This window comes from Synechocystis sp. PCC 6803 substr. PCC-P, from assembly GCF_000284455.1.
GTDB lineage: Bacteria > Cyanobacteriota > Cyanobacteriia > Cyanobacteriales > Microcystaceae > Synechocystis.
In genome coordinates, this window is record NC_017039.1 from 2135039 (window position 1) to 2154151 (window position 19113).

At 47.9% G+C, this 19113-nt stretch carries 23 protein-coding genes and 1 tRNA gene; 14 read left to right on the forward strand and 10 right to left on the reverse strand.

The window, feature by feature from the left end:
- Nucleotides 1-47: 47 nt before the first annotated feature.
- From SYNPCCP_RS10130 to SYNPCCP_RS16920, 4 genes are read left to right on the forward strand one after another with little or no spacing between them, the layout of a single operon-like run.
- Nucleotides 48-527, forward strand: coding sequence for a hypothetical protein (locus SYNPCCP_RS10130; RefSeq protein WP_010873140.1), 480 nt, complete (start codon nucleotides 48-50; stop codon nucleotides 525-527).
- Nucleotides 496-870, forward strand: coding sequence for a hypothetical protein (locus SYNPCCP_RS10135; RefSeq protein ID WP_020862260.1), 375 nt, complete (start codon nucleotides 496-498; stop codon nucleotides 868-870). Before SYNPCCP_RS10130 ends, SYNPCCP_RS10135 begins: the two co-directional genes overlap by 32 nt.
- Nucleotides 863-1228: an HNH endonuclease signature motif containing protein gene (locus SYNPCCP_RS10140; RefSeq protein WP_010873142.1), complete on the forward strand. Its 366-nt coding sequence runs from the start codon at nucleotides 863-865 to the stop codon at nucleotides 1226-1228. The genes SYNPCCP_RS10135 and SYNPCCP_RS10140 overlap by 8 nt, the downstream gene beginning before the upstream one ends.
- Before the next feature lie 56 nt (nucleotides 1229-1284).
- Entirely contained in the window at nucleotides 1285-1410 is a 126-nt protein-coding gene (locus SYNPCCP_RS16920) for a DUF433 domain-containing protein (protein WP_020862259.1), read from the forward strand.
- Nucleotides 1411-1511: 101 nt separating this feature from the next.
- On the opposite strand, the gene SYNPCCP_RS10145 is transcribed toward SYNPCCP_RS16920, so the two are convergent.
- The gene (locus tag SYNPCCP_RS10145; protein ID WP_010873143.1) at nucleotides 1512-1931 is read right to left on the reverse strand and encodes a DUF2358 domain-containing protein; all 420 of its coding nucleotides are present in this window, start codon (nucleotides 1929-1931) and stop codon (nucleotides 1512-1514) included.
- A 50-nt stretch (nucleotides 1932-1981) separates the two neighbouring features.
- Between SYNPCCP_RS10145 and pgk the strand changes: the two genes are divergently transcribed.
- Together pgk and SYNPCCP_RS10155 are read left to right on the forward strand one after the other, a co-directional pair.
- Nucleotides 1982-3184: a phosphoglycerate kinase gene (pgk, locus tag SYNPCCP_RS10150; protein WP_010873144.1), complete on the forward strand. Its 1203-nt coding sequence runs from the start codon at nucleotides 1982-1984 to the stop codon at nucleotides 3182-3184.
- A 268-nt stretch (nucleotides 3185-3452) separates the two neighbouring features.
- The gene (locus SYNPCCP_RS10155; protein ID WP_010873145.1) at nucleotides 3453-4382 is read left to right on the forward strand and encodes a LysR family transcriptional regulator; all 930 of its coding nucleotides are present in this window, start codon (nucleotides 3453-3455) and stop codon (nucleotides 4380-4382) included.
- Nucleotides 4383-4401: 19 nt separating this feature from the next.
- Here SYNPCCP_RS10155 and alaS read toward each other — a convergent pair whose 3' ends face one another.
- The 4 genes from alaS to SYNPCCP_RS10175 all read right to left on the reverse strand — a co-directional run bounded on the left by alaS (nucleotide 4402) and on the right by SYNPCCP_RS10175 (nucleotide 9256).
- Nucleotides 4402-7035 carry an alanine--tRNA ligase gene (gene alaS, locus SYNPCCP_RS10160; RefSeq protein ID WP_010873146.1) on the reverse strand — a complete coding sequence of 878 codons (2634 nt, stop codon included), beginning with the start codon at nucleotides 7033-7035 and terminating at the stop codon, nucleotides 4402-4404.
- Nucleotides 7036-7215: 180 nt separating this feature from the next.
- A complete protein-coding gene (locus SYNPCCP_RS10165) occupies nucleotides 7216-7635 on the reverse strand; it encodes a hypothetical protein (RefSeq protein WP_223211272.1) in 420 nt (139 codons plus the stop codon).
- 132 nt (nucleotides 7636-7767) lie between these two features.
- On the reverse strand, nucleotides 7768-8601 hold the full coding sequence (locus SYNPCCP_RS10170) for a CPBP family intramembrane glutamic endopeptidase (RefSeq protein WP_010873148.1): 834 nt from the start codon (nucleotides 8599-8601) through the stop codon (nucleotides 7768-7770).
- Nucleotides 8602-8788: 187 nt separating this feature from the next.
- A complete protein-coding gene (locus SYNPCCP_RS10175) occupies nucleotides 8789-9256 on the reverse strand; it encodes an AbrB family transcriptional regulator (protein ID WP_010873149.1) in 468 nt (155 codons plus the stop codon).
- Between the two features lie 333 nt (nucleotides 9257-9589).
- Between SYNPCCP_RS10175 and SYNPCCP_RS10180 the strand changes: the two genes are divergently transcribed.
- The 5 genes from SYNPCCP_RS10180 (at nucleotide 9590) to SYNPCCP_RS10200 (ending at nucleotide 14190) form a co-directional block, all read left to right on the forward strand.
- Nucleotides 9590-10165, forward strand: coding sequence for a DUF3038 domain-containing protein (locus tag SYNPCCP_RS10180; RefSeq protein WP_010873150.1), 576 nt, complete (start codon nucleotides 9590-9592; stop codon nucleotides 10163-10165).
- 240 nt (nucleotides 10166-10405) lie between these two features.
- Nucleotides 10406-10822, forward strand: a complete 417-nt coding sequence (locus tag SYNPCCP_RS10185; protein WP_231848032.1) for a hypothetical protein — start codon at nucleotides 10406-10408, stop codon at nucleotides 10820-10822.
- 219 nt (nucleotides 10823-11041) lie between these two features.
- A complete protein-coding gene (locus SYNPCCP_RS10190; RefSeq protein WP_010873152.1) occupies nucleotides 11042-12022 on the forward strand; it encodes an NAD(P)H-binding protein in 981 nt (326 codons plus the stop codon).
- A gap of 99 nt (nucleotides 12023-12121) precedes the next feature.
- Nucleotides 12122-13039, forward strand: coding sequence for an NAD(+) kinase (locus tag SYNPCCP_RS10195; RefSeq protein ID WP_010873153.1), 918 nt, complete (start codon nucleotides 12122-12124; stop codon nucleotides 13037-13039).
- On the forward strand, nucleotides 13036-14190 hold the full coding sequence (locus SYNPCCP_RS10200; protein WP_010873154.1) for an extracellular solute-binding protein: 1155 nt from the start codon (nucleotides 13036-13038) through the stop codon (nucleotides 14188-14190). Before SYNPCCP_RS10195 ends, SYNPCCP_RS10200 begins: the two co-directional genes overlap by 4 nt.
- Before the next feature lie 35 nt (nucleotides 14191-14225).
- Here SYNPCCP_RS10200 and SYNPCCP_RS10205 read toward each other — a convergent pair.
- Nucleotides 14226-14297: transfer RNA gene (locus tag SYNPCCP_RS10205), tRNA-Thr, on the reverse strand.
- A gap of 97 nt (nucleotides 14298-14394) precedes the next feature.
- Here SYNPCCP_RS10205 and rdgB point away from each other — a divergent pair.
- Nucleotides 14395-14979: an RdgB/HAM1 family non-canonical purine NTP pyrophosphatase gene (gene rdgB, locus SYNPCCP_RS10210; RefSeq protein ID WP_010873155.1), complete on the forward strand. Its 585-nt coding sequence runs from the start codon at nucleotides 14395-14397 to the stop codon at nucleotides 14977-14979.
- Between the two features lie 100 nt (nucleotides 14980-15079).
- On the opposite strand, the gene SYNPCCP_RS10215 is transcribed toward rdgB, so the two are convergent.
- On the reverse strand, nucleotides 15080-15418 hold the full coding sequence (locus SYNPCCP_RS10215) for a P-II family nitrogen regulator (protein ID WP_010873156.1): 339 nt from the start codon (nucleotides 15416-15418) through the stop codon (nucleotides 15080-15082).
- A 302-nt stretch (nucleotides 15419-15720) separates the two neighbouring features.
- Between SYNPCCP_RS10215 and SYNPCCP_RS10220 the strand changes: the two genes are divergently transcribed.
- Nucleotides 15721-16722: a DUF1517 domain-containing protein gene (locus SYNPCCP_RS10220; protein ID WP_010873157.1), complete on the forward strand. Its 1002-nt coding sequence runs from the start codon at nucleotides 15721-15723 to the stop codon at nucleotides 16720-16722.
- Between the two features lie 138 nt (nucleotides 16723-16860).
- Here the strand turns inward: SYNPCCP_RS10220 and SYNPCCP_RS17785 are convergent, their stop codons facing one another.
- Entirely contained in the window at nucleotides 16861-16995 is a 135-nt protein-coding gene (locus SYNPCCP_RS17785) for a hypothetical protein (protein ID WP_020862253.1), read from the reverse strand.
- On the opposite strand from SYNPCCP_RS17785, the gene SYNPCCP_RS10225 reads away from it, so the two are divergent.
- On the forward strand, nucleotides 16994-17287 hold the full coding sequence (locus tag SYNPCCP_RS10225; RefSeq protein WP_010873158.1) for a DUF6439 family protein: 294 nt from the start codon (nucleotides 16994-16996) through the stop codon (nucleotides 17285-17287). The genes SYNPCCP_RS17785 and SYNPCCP_RS10225 overlap by 2 nt on opposite strands.
- Before the next feature lie 17 nt (nucleotides 17288-17304).
- Here SYNPCCP_RS10225 and SYNPCCP_RS10230 read toward each other — a convergent pair whose 3' ends face one another.
- Nucleotides 17305-17961: a phosphoribosylanthranilate isomerase gene (locus tag SYNPCCP_RS10230; protein WP_010873159.1), complete on the reverse strand. Its 657-nt coding sequence runs from the start codon at nucleotides 17959-17961 to the stop codon at nucleotides 17305-17307.
- Nucleotides 17962-18061: 100 nt separating this feature from the next.
- Entirely contained in the window at nucleotides 18062-19054 is a 993-nt protein-coding gene (locus tag SYNPCCP_RS10235; protein WP_010873160.1) for a DMT family transporter, read from the reverse strand.
- Between the last annotated feature and the right edge of the window lie 59 nt (nucleotides 19055-19113).

Sequence of the window (19113 nt, forward strand, 5' to 3'; positions counted from 1 at the left end):
TAAAATGCTAGACTGAGAAACTGTAGTAAGAAATTCTGATTTTGAGTATGACGAAGAAAGAGGCTCTTACCTTCGCTCAAGGCTTGGGGTGGACAAAGGCTGATGCGGAAAGGGCTTATCAAGCTTTAAATGTTAATTTCTCCGACCTTCAATCCACCCTCGATTATTACAAACATGAGTACGGTATTGAGGATGTAACAGACCGAGATATAGCTGTTCTTTCACTCGTACTAGCAGATTTCGCAGGCGAGGTTTTGCTGGATAGGCAAAGGAAACAAGCTGCACAACAAGGTGAAGTAACAAAAAAGAAAAATAAAATCAAAGAAATCGAACAGAGTCACGCCCAAGAAATTGCTGATTTTAAAAAAAGCTTCCACGAGCAACACAGTGCATTAATGGAGCTTTTGATAAAGGTTTATAGCACGGCGAAAAGATTCGGTCTAAAACCGGAACCGTGGATTGAAGCTATGATTGATGCTTATGAGGAGGCAAAAATTGGAACTGATAACTCGCAAACAGTTGCTTGAACTTGGATTGACAAGTTATCAAGCTCAGCGGATAACTAAAGAACTTAAGCCGATTTCAAAAACAAAAAGAGGTAAAAATTACAATATTCAAGAGGTAATTTTATCGATTAATACCTTACTTGAAAATAAGAGGATTCAGAAAAGAACAAGAACAAGTTTGAAAAAAGTAATAGATATATTGATCCCCACTCTTGACAATATCATACCTATTAGTTTTACTCAGGAAAACACATCTGAATTACAACAACTAGCACAGCAAGCATTAACTACAACCTTAGAAGTAAATCGTAAGCTAGCTAAGTTAGAAAGGCGTTCATTAGAAATTAAAGGACGATATGAATGAAGATTTAGATAATGACTTCCAAAAATTGTATGAAAAATACAAGCTAGCTCGCCGAAAATTTTGCCATGATCTAGAAAAGCTTCAGCGAAGGGAGGAAAATATAAGGGGTTATTATACTCCTCGAAATGTATTTAATCGTTGGCGAGACTCAATAGAAGGAAAAAAATGGAAACAAAATCAATATGAAAAACAGCAAGGAAAATGTGCTTGCTTTGGTTGTGCTTTTGTCGCTCAAAGCCCGGAATATCTTGAAATAGATCACATAAAACCTATTGCAACTCATCCCGAATTATCTGTTAATATAAAAAACTTAAGATTGCTTTGCCCTCCCTGCAATAAAAGAAAAGGGGGGAGATAAATTATTAAACTACTATTTTATTTTTTGTAAAACCTTTACATTACCTTGGAGGTGGAATGACTATTGAAGAGGTTTTGGATGATTTCCCTGATCTCACTCCAGAAGATATCCAGGCTTGTTTTGCCTTTGCTGCTGATCGTGATCGTCGCCTCATGGTTGTTCCTGATGAAATTGCTGTTTGATGAAAATTTCTCGCGCAATTCTGATTCAGTGTTGATCTGAAATTAATTGTTGGAGCCGCAGCTAATTAGAAGCTAATCTGCACTCGAATGAAGATGAAAACCTATCGTGAAAAATGCTGTTTCACCACATCCCAGGGGGAACAATCCCAATAATCGATGTGGGAAATGATTAACCCAGCTTCATTTAGGGTTAATTCACTGCAGCCGCTGATGGCAATTCTCGGTTTCCAGGGCAGGGGAGAAGTCCAGTTCAAGGTCCAACGGGTGGTAATTTCCTGGTTCACCTGGGTAATCTCGTGGAGCTGTAGGTCGATCGCCTGAAACCAACGACCCAAGAATTGGATCATCTTTTCGTATCGAGCCAAACCCCGAAATTGGCTTAAAGGATCTTGAAAATAAACGTTTGGGTCATAGATGCTGAAGGTTTGGTGCCAGGGAAAATTGGCGTAGTCCTGTTGCAGAATGGTCAGAATGCGATCATTGGAGGTCATTTTGGGGCTTTCCATTGTCGGCGGTAACATTGACTGGTTTAATTTTGTTAAGTTTATTTGACATTTAGGAGGAAAAGGTTTTGTCTAAGCAATCGATCGCCAATTTGACGGAGGCAGACCTCGCAGGGAAACGGGTTTTTGTCCGGGTAGATTTTAATGTGCCCCTAGATAACGGCAGCATCACCGACGACACCAGGATTCGGGCAGCCTTACCCACCATCAAAGACCTGTTGAGCAAAGGCGCCAAAGTTATTTTGGGCAGTCATTTTGGCCGTCCCAAGGGCAAAGTAGTGGACAGCATGCGCCTCACCCCCGTTGGCGATCGCCTAGGGGAATTATTGGGCCAGCCGGTGGTCAAATGCGACGATTGCATTGGTGCTGAAGTTACAGCCAAAATTGCTAGCCTACCCAATGGTGGTGTGGCCCTGTTGGAAAATCTCCGCTTCCATGCCGGGGAAGAAGGTAACGATGCTGAATTTGCCAAAGCTTTAGCGGCCAACGCCGACCTCTACGTTAACGATGCCTTTGGTACTGCCCACCGGGCCCACGCTTCCACCGAAGGGGTCACCCATTTCCTCAGCCCCAACGTTGCTGGTTACCTAATCGAAAAGGAATTACAGTTCCTCCAAGGAGCCATCGAAGCCCCCAAACGTCCCCTAGTGGCGATCGTGGGAGGTTCCAAAGTGTCCAGTAAAATCGGTGTGATCGAAACCCTATTGGACAAGTGCGATAAGTTGATCATCGGCGGCGGCATGATTTTCACCTTCTACAAAGCCCAAGGTTTAAACACCGGCAAATCCCTGGTGGAAGAAGACAAATTGGACTTGGCCAAATCCCTCATGGCTAAAGCCAAAGAAAAAGGCGTGGAATTTCTCCTGCCCACGGACGTAGTAGTGGCCGACAACTTTGCCCCCGATGCCAATGCCCAAACCGTTGGTGTCGATGCAATTCCCGATGGTTGGATGGGTCTAGACATTGGTCCCGACTCCGTCAAAACCTTCCAGGATGCCCTCGCTGGTTGTGGCACTGTCATCTGGAACGGCCCCATGGGGGTATTTGAATTTGACAAATTTGCCGTTGGTACCGAGGCGATCGCCTGCAGCTTGGCTGAATTGACCGCCAGTGGCACTGTCACCATCATCGGTGGTGGAGATTCTGTCGCCGCAGTGGAAAAAGTGGGAGTGGCCGAAAAAATGAGCCATATTTCCACCGGTGGGGGCGCTAGCCTGGAATTGCTAGAAGGTAAAGTTCTGCCCGGCATTGCCGCTTTAGATGACCGATAAATTCCCCTAGATGATACTGGAAAAAGATTTTTCTCGTCAGTTTGCAGACTGGACCACGGGATAACTTTTTTCACTAGATGAATGGATTCTTTTCATCTTAGAACGCTGAAAAACTCCTCAGAAATTAACCGGGAAGATGGATGAAAATCTGTCCTCCCGTTTTTCATTATATCGCCCCGAGAAAAGTGCATCAATAACATTTTTGAATAATGGAGAGTGCTATAGCTAGGAATAGTTTATTATGCCAACTTTCCCCGAAAACTAACCTATGCGACTAGAACAGTTACAGGCTTTTTTAAAAGTTGCAGAGCTAGGCAGTTTTCAACAGGCGGCATTACAATCGGAAGTCACCCAATCCACCATTAGTAGGCAAATTCAAGGTTTGGAATCTGCCCTCAAGTGCCAATTATTTCATCGGGGAGCCCAGGCTAAATTAACGGTGGCAGGGGAATTATTTCTGCGGCGGGCAAGGAAAATTTGTCAAGAATGGGATGTGGCTAGCGAAGAAATTAGTAGTCTTTTTCAAGGCAAACAAACGGAATTATGTGTGGCAGCAATTCACTCAGTTTGTGTCTCTTCCTTGCCTAGTTTATTGCCCAAATTTTGCCTGGGCCATCCCCAAATTCAACTACGGGTGACGGCCCTGGGGAGTGACCGGGCTTTGAAGGTTTTACAGGATGGTTTGGTGGATGTGGCCATTATTATGAGCCATCGCAATTTAACTAATACCAAAGAGTTGGCTATTAAACCCCTCTATGAGGAGCAAATTTGTATTTTGATGGCGAGCGATCATCCTCTGACAACAAAAAAATTTATCACCTGGGAAAATTTAGGCCCCTATCCCCAGGTTATTTTTAAAGATGGTTACCGGATGCGACGACTGGTAGAAGATGAATTTAGTCGCCGGGAAATCCCCCTCAACGTTAGTTTAGAACTAAATATTCCTGAAGCCTTTTATGGGGTGGTACAGGGGAGCGAAATGATTGCCTTGATGCCCCAATCCTTGGTCACACCGGTGATTGATAATCCCAACTTTTCCGTGCGCTATTTATTTTGCCCAGAGTCCGGCGATCGCCAGGATTTTCGACGGCAAGTATCGGTGGTGACCACGGTGGATCGTTTGCAAATACCCCCCGTGGCCGAATTTTTCAATTTAGTAGTGGACCATTACCGCTGTGGAGCCTTGACAGTAAAATGACGGGTTTAAAACCTAACCCCTAACCTAGTTCAGCCAACAAGGTTTGTTTCGCCGTGGCCAGGGCTTCTGGTAACTTACTGGCATCCCGTCCACCGGCCTGGGCCAGATTAGGACGACCGCCACCGCCACCGCCACAAATTTTGGCAATGGCACCAATGAATTGACCAGCTTTAAGCTGTTTGGTTTTAACCAATTGGGGACTAAAGGCCGCCACTAGACTGACTTTGCCCTCTTCTGGAATGGAAGCAAGCACCACTGCACTTTCTCCCAATTTTTGTTGTAACCGTTCCGCCGCAGTTTTGAGAGATTCCCCGTCCACAGTACCCAGATCCGCCACCAGAATTTTAAACTCACCCACAGTTTGAGCTTGGGTTAATAACTGTTCCGATTTTTGTAGAGCTAACTCTTGCTTGAGGGCTTCCAACTGCTTTTGGCTGGCTTTTAATTCCTGTTGTAGTTGGTGGACCCGGTCTGGGATTTCCTCCGGTTTAGCTTTTAGGCGATCGCCGAGCTCTTTGACCACCGCTTCCCGCACATTGAGGTAATCCAACACCGACGGCCCTGCCACGGCTTCAATGCGCCTTACCCCGGCGGCAATGCCCGTTTCTGCGACGATTTTGAATAAACCGATTTCCGCCGTATTGGCCACATGGGTGCCGCCACACAGTTCCAAAGAAACTCCCGGAACGTCAATGACCCGCACTTCAGCCCCATATTTCTCCCCAAACATGGCGATCGCCCCTTTGGCCTTCGCATCGGCGATCGGCATTACTGCCACCTCAGTTTGATGGGCTTCGGCAATCCATTGATTGATCAAGTCCTCAATTTGTTGTAGCTCCTCCATGGTCACCGCCCGGGGAGAGTTGAAGTCGAACCGTAAACGGTTGAAATCCACCAGGGAACCAGCTTGGGAAATGCCTTCGTCCACCACTCTTTTTAAAGCCGATTGCAGTAAATGGGTGGCGGTATGGTTGGCCTGGGCCCGACGGCGGCAAGCCCGGTCAATAGTAGCGGTAATAGTGGTGCCAATTTGCACTGTACCCCGTTCTACCCGACCAAAGTGGATAAAAATGCCCGACTCCCGCTTCACATCTTCAATGCGAATGAGCAAATTGTCGCCGTTGAGAAAACCTTTATCCCCAATTTGACCGCCGGATTCGCCGTAAAAGGGAGTTTGATCTAGTACGATTTGCACCGTTTGCCCTGCGACCGCTTGATCTACCAATTCCCCCCCAACTAATACCGCTTTGACTATTGCAGAACTTTGTAAATCGGTGTAGCCCAAAAATTCCGTCGGATGGATATGGTTAGCCAATTTATCCAGACTTTCCTGCACGGTTAAATCAATAGTTTCGTGGGCTGCTTTGGAACGTTCTTGTTGTTCCTGCATGGCTTTTTCAAACCCTTCTACGTCCACAGTAATGCCCTGTTCCTCGGCAATTTCTTGGGTCAATTCCAACGGAAAACCAAAGGTGTCATATAAAGTAAACGCATCTGCGCCGGCAATTTCCGTCACTCCGTCGGCCATTAAATCCGCCAGTAACTTTTCTCCCCGTTCTAGGGTTTTTAAAAAAGCCGCTTCTTCCCGCTGTAACTCCTGCTCAATCAAGCTTTGCCGTTCTAAAACATTGGGATAAACTGGCTGGGCGAGTTGAACAGCAGTGGCTGCTACCTTAGTGGTAAATTCACCGTTAATGCCCAGTAAACGACCATGGCGCACCACTCGACGGATCAACCGCCGTAACACATAGCCCCGTCCTAAATTGGAAGCACTAATACCGTCAGCAATCATGTGGACAACGGAGCGGACATGATCCCCAATTACCTTCAGGGAAACTTTGGTTTTTTCATTGGCTTGGGCGTAATCAATACCTGCTATATTCGCCGCTGTTTGAATAATGGGAAAAATTAAATCTGTTTCGTAGTTATTAGGCACTTTTTGTAAAATTTGGGCCATCCTTTCTAAGCCCATGCCAGTGTCAATATTTTTCTTCTCCAGGGGCGTTAAATTACCCGCATTATCCCGGTTGTACTGCATGAATACCAAGTTATAAAACTCGATAAAGCGGCTATCATCTTCCAAATCTAATTTTTCATCCCCTAATTCCGGGTGGAAATCGTAGTAAATTTCCGAGCAAGGGCCACAGGGACCAGTGGGGCCAGAAACCCAAAAGTTATCGTCCGCTCCCATGCGTTGAATGCGGTGGGCAGGAATACCAATTTCATCGCGCCAAATGGCAAAAGCTTCGTCATCTTCTTCAAACACACTGACCACTAACCGTTCCGCTGGCAGTTTAAATACTTGGGTCGATAATTCCCAGGCCCAGGCGATCGCCTGGGATTTGAAGTAATCCCCAAAGCTAAAGTTGCCCAACATTTCAAAGAAAGTATGGTGGCGGGCGGTGCGGCCGACGTTTTCAATGTCGTTGGTGCGGATGCATTTTTGGGAAGTGGTGGCCCGGGGAAATTCCGCCGACTTTTGTCCTAAAAAAATTGGCTTGAACGGCAACATCCCCGCAATGGTCAACAGTACGGTGGGGTCCTCCGGCACCAGGGACGCACTGGGCAAAATTTGATGCTGGCGATCGGCAAAGAAGTTTAAAAACTGTTGACGAATTTCGGGACCGCTGAGGACGGGCGGGGTAGTGGTCATGTCTAGTTGAAGATTTTGCAGATGAAAATTTCGGGCACTGTGGCTATTTTCCCATTTTAGGGGTTGGTTCCTGACCCTTTCTGACCGGAGGTTAAACCGGAGTTAAAACTAAGCCATGGGGAGTCCAAAATCTGCCCACTGCGGTGACATGATGGACAAAAAACTTCGGAGTTAGTGTGCCTAGGGCTGTTGACAATGGACATTGATGTTGGTGATCACCTGTTGCTCCTGCTGGCCAATGGTAGCTACCTGTTTTTGGGCAAGCTGGGCCGTCAAAATATCTTTACTTTCCAGGGCTTTGACCATGGTGCGGGTGGCCTCCGCATTGCCCTGGTAAATACTGACCAATTCCCCTTGATAGTTAGCTAGCACTGGATCTTCAAGGTTGAGTCGTTCTATTTTTGTGGCGGTGGCATCGAAGGCATCGGCCATGTTCAGCACTTCTTCCGTTGAGGTGGTATCTCGATATTTTGCCCCTTCCTCTGCCATTTGTTTGGTAATTAAAATTAGCTGTCGGCATTGATCCGCTTTGCTAGCCCCGCAACTAATTAAGCCCTGATTCAATGCCAGCATTAAAATAACGCCCCAACTAAGGCCCATTAATCGGCGGGGAAGAAAGCCAGTAAATCTTACTGATGGGGACATTGGCATAGGGACAAAGTAGAGAAAAGATGGCAACGGGGAACCATCATAGCAAAATCATTCGGTTCAATTAGGGAGTTAAAATCCTGGCTAGAGGGGAGATAGATGGGGAAATAAGGCGATCGCCAAAGCAGTGAGGAGCAAACAAATAATGCCAGCTAAACCGGCTAAAGGTTGATTGGCCTTGCCCACCCAAATATTGCCATCGGTGTTGGGATAGGTAATTAAACCAGTGGCATCACAGGCCGCCAGGGCAAAAACCCACCCCCCGTGGAGTCCCCAAGCTAGGGCGAGATTACCGCCATCCACCAGACGGGCCCACAGCAATACCATGCCCAATAACCACAATCCTGGCAGTTGGTAAGCTGTTAAACGCCGTTCCCATAGCAGATGAAGGATGGCAAAAATGGTGCTGACGATGGTGGCTGCCCCCCAGACTGGTAAATCCTGTTGCAGTTGATTTTGGAAAATACCCCGAAAAATTAACTCTTCCACCAAGGCGATCGCCAGGGCCAGTATGAGAAAAAGCGGGGAAAGTTTGACTAAATCCCACCATTTTTCCCGATGCCATTGCAGTAGACCAATTTGGCCCTGTATTGCCAAAGTTAAGCCTAAACCGAATACCGCCACCCCCACGGCGATCGCCAGGGAAAGTAATTGGTCGGAGATGACGCTTAAACCGTAATCCCCCAAGGATTGTTGGTCTAACCAAGTCACCGCCCAGATGGGTAGGGGGGAAACCAAGTAAAGCGATAACACCAAGGGTAATTTTTGCTCCGGGGTAACAGCCTGCCAGGGTTGCCAAGCTAGTTTACGACCCACCACCAGGGCAACGGGATACCACAGCACTAGCCAACTAAAAAGAAAAACAATAATTTTTAACAATCCCGGCCATGGTTGCCAAAACTCCATCAAATTTTCCATCGGCCCATCCCACTGGCGATCGCCAATTTTCGTTTAAACAAAAGCAAAATTTGCAAGGCCCAGCTTGACAGTACGTCCGCCGTCATCCCTAATTGATAAAAAAAGGGAGAAACCTTTTTGTTTCAGGTCTCCCCCCCGGCGAAAAAGCACTTAGTCCCCCTTGCATAGGGAACCGCAGTCGAGAAATTTATACTTCCTCTTCGTCATCGCTATCGGTAATTTGCTTCAGATGAATATGCTTGTAACCGAGCTTGATCTCGAACTCATCACCGGACTTAAGACCCATTTCTTGGGTGTAGGTGGATCCGATAACAATCTGTCCATTTTTGTGGACACTAACACGAAATGTCGGTTCACGACCCCGACCATCTTTGGTACCAGAGGGATCGAGGGGAACCCCTTTGGCCGCTAGCACTGCGTCATAGAAGTCGGTCAAATTTACGCGTACTTGTCCTTCCTTAGAAGTAGAGTAGTAACCACAGGCTTTTGCCGTTTCTCGACGGGGCAGATGGGATAGTTCTTTAACTTTATTGAGTAATGCTTTGCCGGTTAGTGCGGTGGAGGCGTTTGGCATAGGATTATTTTTTCCGTTGAATGATGCTTGATTGCGGGGACTTGTTTTTTTCAAAAGTCTACATAAGATAAAATATAACATCAAACCTTAGCTGAAAAACTTTTTTTTTCAACTTTTTGATTATTTAGCCGAGGAATTTTTCCCTCTGAAAAAATCAAGCCTTGACCTCTGGCGAGTTTTGTCCTAAAGATTTTTGGCCGCCATGGAGCAATGATGAGTTAGGTTTGGGCAATACAAGCTAGCTACGGGTTCACCTTTCCGAAAACCAACGAATTTTTGCCCAGATTAGCGCCAAAATTAAGCGGAGCAGTGGGTCAAAATATATTTATCTCAGGGGGAATCATTGCTTTAAATCAATTCGCTATCCTATGCATGTCATGTGTTCATTAACATTCCCCTGTTCCCCAAGATTTTATGGTTCTCACCCAGTTCGCCTCCAGCCCAGCTCCTCCCCAGTCCTTTGCTGTTGCCCCCAACCGTCAACAATTGCGACAAATGAATTGCTACCTGGACCAGCTTTTGTTGGCCTTGGTTGCCCTGACTGATGTGGACGAGGATACTTGGACGGCAATCCTAGAAAAAATTTCGTCATCTACGACAACAGGCCAATCTTTGACTAGGAAATACCCCATTCCTGCTGTTGCCCCCGGCCAGCTAGATGTGGAGGGAATTCGACTTTTGGCCATGGCGATCGCCTATTTAGGGGCCCATTACCAAGAACTACTGCGGCGATCGGTCAGTTTAGTTGAACAGACCAAGGAACAGGGTAAAAATCCTTTACAAACCGTACTTTTAAGCGAGTACGCCCGAAAATTTACCTCAGCTTGGCAAGCCTATGGAGAGAAACAAGGGGGAGAAGCCCATATTCCCTTAGCCCCCATTACCTCTGATCGCCTGCTTTCTTTGCTGACAGAATTATTTTTCTTTAGCAGTCAAGACGGCCCCCGCCGACTCTGGGGAGTATTGGCCACCATGGTGTCCCCCGCTTAGATAAACCCAAAAAATGCTGGCTTTGTTGCCCTGTCAACCAAAGTTCCCAATACGTCCTTCCCAATTCTGCTCAAATCGAGTTAACTGGGCAAATATCTATGGATTACTCCTTCCCATTTCTCATCAACAATTAACCAAATGACCCTGATGGAAGGAAGATCGACCCAGTGAATGACTACAATAATGGTCAACCTGGCCCATTTACTAGGTAAACCTAATTTAACCGAGGAAATAATCTCCATGGCTCAAGATTCTCCATCTTCCCTCTCCCAAGAAGCCCTAACCATTGCCCATCTCCAGGGGGTGCAGGAGCGACGGCAGGAAGAGCGGATGTTGGCCTTTTGCCAAGTGTTCGATATGGAAGGGGAATTGGTGGGGGTATCCTTCGACTTAACTCGCAACGGTATCTGTGTGAGCGTTCCCAATGATTGGCCCCAGGACACGGATTTTACCGTCAAGCTCCGGCGCATGGACAATGAAGCTTTACCCACCATCACCATCAAGCTCACTCCCATGTGGCGTCAATCCCGCAACGAAAGTTTTGACGAAATTGGCGGCAAAATTATTGAGGTGGACTGCCCCGAAGCTTTCTCTACTTTTTTGCAATATTGTCAACAGGCTGGCCCCAGTGGTTTAGTGGAGCGTCCAACGTCCTGACCATTATTATTCCTCCCTTCTTCCTAACCTTGGGGCAGTTGGATGGGTTACCTTATCCTTGTTTTTGGTGGGGGTTGACCCTGCCATGGTGGGATTGCATTGACATTGGAGCCAGTACCGGGGTAGGGAAACAAATTTTTGTGCCCTGGCCCCAATACCCATAATTGTCAGAGTCTGATAGGATTTAGCAAAGTATTAAAATTTGTAAAGAAAATTAAAATGCGAGTTTTGGTGGTAGGCGGCACAGGAACCCTCGGCAGGCAAATTGTTCGGCAGGCGATCGACCAAGGTCACACCGTTGTTTGTCTGGTTCGTAGCCTAAGAAAGGCAGCTTTTCTTAAAGAGTGGGGCGCCACCATCGTGGGGGGAAATATTTGTAAGCCGGAAACTCTGTCCCCAGCCCTGGAAAATATTGACGCAGTGATTGACGCTTCCACCGCCAGGGCCACCGACTCCCTCACCATTCGCCAGGTGGACTGGGAAGGCAAGCTTAATTTAATTCGAGCAGTGCAGAAAGCGGGTATCAAAAAGTTTGTCTTTTTCTCCATTTTGCGGGCGGCCGAATATCCCAAAGTGCCCCTGATGGACATCAAAAATTGTACCGAGAAATTTTTAGCCCAAACGAATTTGGACTACACCATTCTGCAACTGGCGGGTTTCATGCAGGGGTTAATTGGTCAGTACGCTATTCCCATTTTGGATAATCAATCGGTTTGGCAAACCGGCGAGAATACCCCGATCGCCTACATGAACACCCAAGACGTGGCTAAGTTTGCAGTGCGGGCGGTGGAATTGGACAGTGTGGCCCGTAAAACCTATCCAGTGGTGGGCAGTCGGGCTTGGGGGGCAACGGAAATTATTCAACTTTGTGAAAGAATGTCTGGCAATAATGCCCGTATTTCCCAGGTGCCCATGGCGGTGCTCAGATTTATGCGGAGCTTTACTCGCTTTTTCCAGTGGACCTATAACGCCTCCGATCGCCTAGCGTTTTCGGAAGTGCTGGCCAGTGGTAAAGCTTTAACGGCGGACATGGCTCCGGTGTACGAACAATTTGGCCTTGATCCGAAGGAAACCACCACCCTAGAATCCTACCTACAGGAATACTTTGGGCGCATCATCAAGAAGCTCAAAGAACTGGACTATGAGGTTAACCCGACCCAAACCGAAGGCAAAAAGAAGAAAAATAATTTCTTTTTCTAGTTTGACTAGTTTGATTGACAATTTGATACTTTTAGATAATCTCGTTTTCTATTCGATTTTTCCGCTCCCTGTTCCCTGACTCCCTAGGATCTCGCCCCTGTGCCAAAAGTCGGCATCATTTTCAACGACGATAAGCCCACCGCCTGTAGCGTTGCCCAAGAATTGCAGGAGCAACTGCAACAGAGTGGGTTTACAGTGGCGATGGAAACCGGATCCGGTGGCCTGTTGGGCTATTCCCAGCCCGATCGCCCCATTTGCCATACCCGCATTGAACATCTGACTCCGCCCCATTTTGATGAGTCCATGCCCTTTGCCATTGTTCTGGGGGGAGACGGCACAGTACTATCAGCTTTTCGTCAGTTGGCCCCCCTCGGCATCCCCCTGTTGACCATTAACACAGGGCACATGGGTTTTTTAACGGAAATTTACCTCAACCAACTACCCACGGCGATCGAGCAGTTAATCAACGGTGATTACCAAATTGAAAGCCGCTCCATGATGACAGTGCGGTTAATGCGGGAGGAAAACCTTTTATGGGAAGCGCTCTCCCTGAACGAAATGGTATTGCACCGGGAACCCCTCACCAGCATGTGCCATTTTGAAATTCAGGTAGGCTACCATGCTTCTGTGGACATTGCCGCCGATGGCATTATTGTTTCCACTCCTACGGGTTCCACGGCCTATTCCCTTAGCGCTGGAGGCCCAGTGGTTACCCCCGATGTACCAGTGTTTCAGTTAGCGCCCATTTGCCCCCATTCCCTGGCTTCCCGAGCGTTAGTATTTTCCGACCTAGAACCGGTGACCATTTTTCCCGCTACTCCCAACCGCATGGTGTTGGTGGTGGATGGCAATGGCGGTTGTTATGTGTTGCCAGAAGACCGGGTGCATTTATCAAAATCTCCCTATCCTGCCAAGTTTATTCGCCTGCAAACGCCAGAGTTTTTCCGGATTCTGCGGGAGAAATTGGGCTGGGGGCTGCCCCACATTGCTAAACCAACATCGGTGGAGTTGCCATGAATTTACCCTGCTATTCCCGCCGCCATTTTCTCCAGTCCGCCGCCGCTGTCGGCCTTGCCACGGGTCTAGGAGGCTGTTGGCCTGGCCAGGGCAGTAGCAAAGAAGTGCAGTTTTTGAACCGTTCCCTGCCGCCCCAGTTAATTAACCAATTTCAGCGGCAGTTTCCCCAAGCTAAGGAATTAAATTTCAAGGCGATCGCCAATCTGCAGAGTTTGTTCGACAATTTACAAACCTGGCACAATGCCCAAAATGCAGATACTTCCAAGGGACTGTGGGGCAGTGGATCGAGGGCAAATCAGACCCCAAAAGCCCAGTTGGTCACCGGGGGAGATTTATGGTTGGAACGGGTAATCAAAGAAAAGCTCATTCAACCCTTTGTCCCCGACCAATTGAGCCAATGGTCTAGTCTGCCTCCACGGTGGCAATTGTTGGGGCAACGCAATGACCAAGGCTTACCGGATCAAAGCGGCAAAATTTGGGCTGTTCCCTACCGTTGGGGGCCCACCATGATTATTTATCGCCAACAACCATTTGCTGATTTAGGTTGGCAACCGACCGATTGGTCTGACCTCTGGCGGCCAGAGTTAAAGCAACGCATTGCTCTGGTGGATGATCCCAGGGAGGCGATCGGTTTGACTCTGAAAAAGCTGGGTTATTCCTACAATGTCACCAACCCCAAAGCTGTTAATGCCCTACCTTCCGCTTTGCAAGAATTGGCGACCCAAGTGAAGTTTTACAACAGTAAATATTATCTCCAAGCTCTACTCAATAAAGATGTATGGTTAGCAGTGGGCTGGTCAAACCAAATTATTCCTCTGCTGAGAAATCAGTCAGAACTCAGGGCGGTTATTCCTAGTTCCGGTACATCCCTCTGGGCTGATCTCTGGACTATGCCCGCTGAGATGGAGGCGGCTGAAATTACCTATGAATGGTTAAATTTTTCCGCCCAGCCTTCCAGTCTAGAGCAGATGGCAACTTTCAGTAATGCCCTGGCGGTGCCCTATCAAAACCTGGAGGTTTCCGCCCTGAGCACTAACCCTTTATTGGCTTTTTCACCGGAGTTACTGGAGCGTTGTGAATTTCTCGCGCCCCTGGACATTGCCACCGTCAACCAATATAAGCAACTCTGGCAAACCATGCGGAGTGCTTAGACGATGATCAATGATAGGTTAATGAATTCAAAATAAGCTGGTGACGGGATTTGAACCTGCGACCGACTGATTACAAATCAGTTGCTCTACCACTGAGCTACACCAGCATCTCTGATACAGAATAGCAGAAGATTAACCCAGAGGGTCTGGCTAATTTTTGTCCCCGAAAAACTTTTTTAACGATCCGTAAAACCTAGTAAAACCATGCCTACTTTAATTGTCGCCACGGGTAACCCCGGTAAATTAGCCGAGATGCAAACTTACTTAGAGCCCCTTGGTTGTCAATTAACCCTTAAGCCAACGGAAATTGAGGTGGAGGAAACCGGCAGTACATTCTATGAAAATGCTTGCTTAAAAGCTTCCCAGGTAGCAAAGGCCGTGAATCAATGGGCGATCGCCGATGATTCTGGTTTGGCAGTGGATGCTTTGGATGGGGCACCGGGTTTATATTCCGCCCGTTATGGCAACACCGACAGGGAAAGAATTGCCAAATTGCTCCAGGCTCTAGAAGGGGTAAGCCAAAGACAAGCTCAATTCATTTGCGTGGTGTCGATCGCCGCCCCCGATGGCAGTATTCAACTGAGTACTAAAGGCATCTGTTCAGGGGAAATTACCCATAGCCCAAGAGGCGATCAGGGTTTTGGCTATGACCCAATTTTTTGGCTCCCGGAGCACAAAAAAACCTTTGCAGAAATGACAAAGGTAGAAAAACAGAAAGTGAGCCACCGGGGAAAAGCGTTTAACAAACTCATCCACCAGTGGCCTGGGTTGAAATTTGACAGCTTTTGATGGCAGTGACAGGAAAGTGTCTGGGGCCAAGAGAACAAAACCGAGACTTGTCTCAATCTGCCCAACATTAACGGCAACCGGAAAGCTAATCTCAAAAAGATTAAATAGCTTCGGTATCCTTTTCCCCTGTCCGAATCCGTACCACCGAATCCACCGGGCTGATGAAGATTTTACCGTCACCGATTTCCCCGGTGCGGGCCGCCGATACCAACTTGTCAACAACCATGTCAACCTGTCCTTCGTCGACGACAATCTCAATTTTGAGTTTTTGGAGAAACTCAACAGTGTATTCAGAGCCACGGTAACGCTCTGTTTGACCTTTTTGACGGCCAAAGCCCCTAACTTCAGAAACCGTCATACCAACGATCCCTGCATTAACCAGCGCAATTTTGACTTCGTCTAGTTTAAAGGGGCGAATAATCGCTTCTACTTTTTTCAAACCTGGTACTCCTCGTGCAATGATCTGGTTGTTGTCTTATTTATAAGGCTAGCCAGACACTTTTAACATGTTCTCCAAAAGTTTTTTTGTAAAAATCAGTACCGTTTGGCAGCGCCCATGGCCGGAGATGAGGCATTTTAGTGACAATTGCAAGTACAAAATCCCTGCTCTTTCGTCCGAAGAATCCGTTACCCTAGAGGAGTGAACGGCACTATGTTTAACTGACAGGCTTGAATCTACCCTGGATTTGGTGAACCCTTGACCAGGGAGTCCTAGCCGGAATATCGAAAAACTTTTCCTCTATGCTTAAGATGCTCAAGAATTTACCTCTACCCAAAAATATTACCTGGCGATCGGTCTGGATGCGGGGCACTTCAGTGGTAATTATTTTTGTCCTGGCCTTTACCCTAGTTTTTACCCCCACCTTTGAAGCTGAAGCTCGCCGGAGTGGTGGCCGCATTGGTGGTGGCTCCTTCCGAGCCCCTAGTGCCCCCAGTCGTAGTTACAGCGGTCCTAGTGGTGGCTCCTATCGTTCCGGTGGAACCTATGGTGGTGGTGGCTTTGGTTTTCCCTTCATCATTCCTTTTTTTGGCTTTGGTGGGGGATTCGGCGGCATCTTTGGCATTTTAGTGATGATTGCGATCGCCAACGTAGTTATCAATGCCATCCGTAATGGTGGTGGCAGCAGTGGTGAAGGGGGCGGTGGCCTGGCGGCCAGCAGCGATCCCCAAGTGGGCATTGCCCAAATTCAGGTGGGGTTACTGGCCAGTGCCAAGGAATTGAAAAAAGAACTGGATGAATTGGCCCTGTCTGCTGATACTGGCACTGCCAATGGTCGTTCCCTAGTGCTCCAGGAAGCTACTTTAGCTCTGCTCCGCCATCCTGAATATTGGGTTTATGGATCTAGTCAGAGTGACAAGGTGCGCTTGAGTGCTGCTGAGGCTGCCTTTAATCAATTAGCTCTCACCGAACGGAGTAAGTTTACCGACGAAACCCTGAGCAACTTTAACAATCAGCTACGTCAAGGGGGAAGGGCAACCGCCATTGGTGGAGATAGTCCCGATGCAGTTCCCGATGGTGCGGGAGAATATATTCTGGTGACCATTATTGCCGCAGCCTTGGGCAATTTGAACTTGCCGGCAGTGAATGATTCCAGTCAGTTAAAACAATCCTTGCAAACTTTGGGCGGTATTAGTAGCGATCGCCTGTTGGCCATTGAGGTGCTCTGGACGCCCCAAGAAGAAGGGGATACCCTCACCAGCAACGACATTATCAGCGAATATCCAGAACTCAGGCTGGTGTAGTGGTGGGAGCGATTCCTTGCCCATAGCCAAAAAATACATATTTGAGTGAGCCTGGGGAACTTTGCCTGGGCTTTCTTTTTTGGGCAAAATTTATCCAGAATATGCCGGGGAAAACTTTTTGCCTCTGGGGGAATGGGTCTAATGCCATAATTTTCGGGGCAAGGGAGCAAGGGCAATTTCCAACAGGCGCCCGGCAAAAAAGGTAATAATCAGAGCAGTTACCCCGCCGTCCATGGCTTGGTGGCCATAGTTTTCCCCGTAGCTTGTAACCATGATTCCCTTTGCTTCCCAAACCTCCTCCCTCGTCAGTCACCCCGAACTTTCTGCCCTAGAACTGGCCCAGGCCCTAGCGGAAAGATTGGCGATCGCCCCCCAGGATTGGCATCGTTTAAAGGGTAATCGTCAAGCCCAGGCCGGACAAGAATTGGCAGCGGCATTGGTGTATCTACTCAAAGATAATCCCCAGGAAGCCTTAACCCATGTGCAACAGGCAGAAGGTTGGTTAGACCGCAGTTTGAGTGCGCCTCCCTGTCCGACCCACGGCAATCGGTCTCAAAAAGCCTAGGTTTTTCCAGAATAATTTTAGTGCTGCAAAATTGCTAGGGCGTCCAACTGAGCCCTTAACTGGGCAACTTTGGCCACATCCTTATCCGCCGGGCCCTGTTCCACGCCACTGGAAAGGTCAATGCCGTCAGGCTGGAGTAAATTTAAGGCTTCTTGAACATTGCTAGGAGTTAATCCCCCCGCCAACCACCAGGGCAGGGGCGGCCGAAACTGCTGTAGCTTTTGCCAGGGTAGGGTTTGCCCAGTACCTCCCAATTGTTCTGGATGGTAAGCGTCGAGCAGGAGGACATCCACGGCATTGTAATAGGCTTCAGCCCGTTCTAAATCTGCCGATCGCCGGAGTCGGAGAGCTTTGATCAATCGGTGTTGGGGAAATGCTTGTTTAACCTGGCGGCAAAAGTCGGGGCTTTCATCGCCGTGGAGTTGGATACCGTTCAGACTAGTTTGGGCTAAAAATTCCCCCAGTTTAGGGAGGGAAACATTGGCAAATACTCCGATCGCCGATCGCTTGTTATGGGCAGTTAAGCTTTGCAAAACCAGTTCAATTTCCCTGGAGCTGACGTAACGGGAAGAAGCTTCCACACAAATAAATCCCAGGGTGGTGAATCCCAAAGCGGCGATCGCCTGGGCTTGGGCAGGATGGCGTAAACCGCAAATTTTTACCTCCATGGCCATAGGGCAAATTTCCTGGGGATTTTAGGTTGAATAGTGAATAAACAGATGGAAATGTTCTAAATTTTAGGAAAATTGTTGAAATAGGCTCAACAATCGCAAATTAATCGTTAATTACGGGTTTACGAACCAAACTCCAAATGTCTCGCAGTTGTATCTTTAACTGCTCCCGCTGGTTGATTAAATAAATACTCACCAACGTAAAAGCAACCCCTAACCACTGCAGAGAGCTAAGTTGTTCCTCCAAAATCAAGTTACTAAAGCTGAGGGCAAAAATGGGCGTTAAAAAAGTCAGGGAACTCAAGCTAGTCAAATTGCCCTTAGATGCAAGGTAGAAAAAAATGCCGTAGGCAATGGCACTGCCAAACACTGTTGCATAGGCGAGATTGCCCCAACCCCAGAGGTCAATGTTCTGCCAAGGTTCAGAATCTTGCACCAAGGCGATCGCCAACAGGGGCAAACCACCAATGATCATATGCCACCCCGTAGCTACCACCGGGTCCACCCGACGACTAACAAAGGGAATCAGCACTGTGCCCACCGCCATGGAGAGGGACGCCAACAACATCCACAGTTCCCCGCTACTACCGAGGGCGGAACCACTCCAATTAATGCTTAAACCCTGGAGATGCCAAAGCTGATAAAACCATTCATCCGGCAGCCCAATTAGGCTAATGCCTCCCACCCCTAGTAAGAGTCCCAGCCAGCCAATGCCGCCAATTACTTCTTTAAATAACCAACTGGAAAGTAATGCCACGGCGATCGGTTGGGAATCAATAATCACTGAGCCCAAGCCTGCCCCTGTGCGCTCCAACCCCTGGGCTAAAAATCCTTGAAAAAGAGTACCGTCCACCAGGGCAAATAAAATAATCCAGCCCCAGCCCTGCCAATTCTGGGGTTGGGGACGTTTCTGTCCCATGGCCCAGAGCAAGACTAAGATTCCGGCTGGTATGAGGCGCACCGTTGCCACAAAAAAAGGCGTGGTATCTGCCAGAACCCCCTTCATGGCCACCATGGCCGTTCCCCAAAGGAAAAAAGGCGCAATTAGGGTTAACCCAGAACGGATGTTGGTATTTGTTTTTGATTCAATTTGCATTGGCGGGGGGGTAATGGAGCAGGTATGGCCATCCTCCCATTGTATGTATAGTTTTGTTA

Coding starts and splice junctions, on each gene's coding strand:
- SYNPCCP_RS10130 (WP_010873140.1), top strand. CDS start 48: ATGACGAAGAAAGAGGCTCTTACCTTCGCTCAAGGCTTGGGGTGGACA.
- SYNPCCP_RS10140 (WP_010873142.1), top strand. CDS start 863: ATGAATGAAGATTTAGATAATGACTTCCAAAAATTGTATGAAAAATAC.
- SYNPCCP_RS16920 (WP_020862259.1), top strand. CDS start 1,285: ATGACTATTGAAGAGGTTTTGGATGATTTCCCTGATCTCACTCCAGAA.
- SYNPCCP_RS10145 (WP_010873143.1), bottom strand. CDS start 1,931: ATGTTACCGCCGACAATGGAAAGCCCCAAAATGACCTCCAATGATCGC.
- SYNPCCP_RS10155 (WP_010873145.1), top strand. CDS start 3,453: ATGCGACTAGAACAGTTACAGGCTTTTTTAAAAGTTGCAGAGCTAGGC.
- alaS (WP_010873146.1), bottom strand. CDS start 7,035: ATGACCACTACCCCGCCCGTCCTCAGCGGTCCCGAAATTCGTCAACAG.
- SYNPCCP_RS10165 (WP_223211272.1), bottom strand. CDS start 7,635: ATGGGCCTTAGTTGGGGCGTTATTTTAATGCTGGCATTGAATCAGGGC.
- SYNPCCP_RS10170 (WP_010873148.1), bottom strand. CDS start 8,601: ATGGAAAATTTGATGGAGTTTTGGCAACCATGGCCGGGATTGTTAAAA.
- SYNPCCP_RS10175 (WP_010873149.1), bottom strand. CDS start 9,256: ATGTTATATTTTATCTTATGTAGACTTTTGAAAAAAACAAGTCCCCGC.
- SYNPCCP_RS10180 (WP_010873150.1), top strand. CDS start 9,590: ATGGTTCTCACCCAGTTCGCCTCCAGCCCAGCTCCTCCCCAGTCCTTT.
- SYNPCCP_RS10185 (WP_231848032.1), top strand. CDS start 10,406: ATGGCTCAAGATTCTCCATCTTCCCTCTCCCAAGAAGCCCTAACCATT.
- SYNPCCP_RS10190 (WP_010873152.1), top strand. CDS start 11,042: ATGCGAGTTTTGGTGGTAGGCGGCACAGGAACCCTCGGCAGGCAAATT.
- SYNPCCP_RS10200 (WP_010873154.1), top strand. CDS start 13,036: ATGAATTTACCCTGCTATTCCCGCCGCCATTTTCTCCAGTCCGCCGCC.
- rdgB (WP_010873155.1), top strand. CDS start 14,395: ATGCCTACTTTAATTGTCGCCACGGGTAACCCCGGTAAATTAGCCGAG.
- SYNPCCP_RS10220 (WP_010873157.1), top strand. CDS start 15,721: ATGCTTAAGATGCTCAAGAATTTACCTCTACCCAAAAATATTACCTGG.
- SYNPCCP_RS10225 (WP_010873158.1), top strand. CDS start 16,994: ATGATTCCCTTTGCTTCCCAAACCTCCTCCCTCGTCAGTCACCCCGAA.
- SYNPCCP_RS17785 (WP_020862253.1), bottom strand. CDS start 16,995: ATGGTTACAAGCTACGGGGAAAACTATGGCCACCAAGCCATGGACGGC.
- SYNPCCP_RS10230 (WP_010873159.1), bottom strand. CDS start 17,961: ATGGCCATGGAGGTAAAAATTTGCGGTTTACGCCATCCTGCCCAAGCC.
- SYNPCCP_RS10235 (WP_010873160.1), bottom strand. CDS start 19,054: ATGCAAATTGAATCAAAAACAAATACCAACATCCGTTCTGGGTTAACC.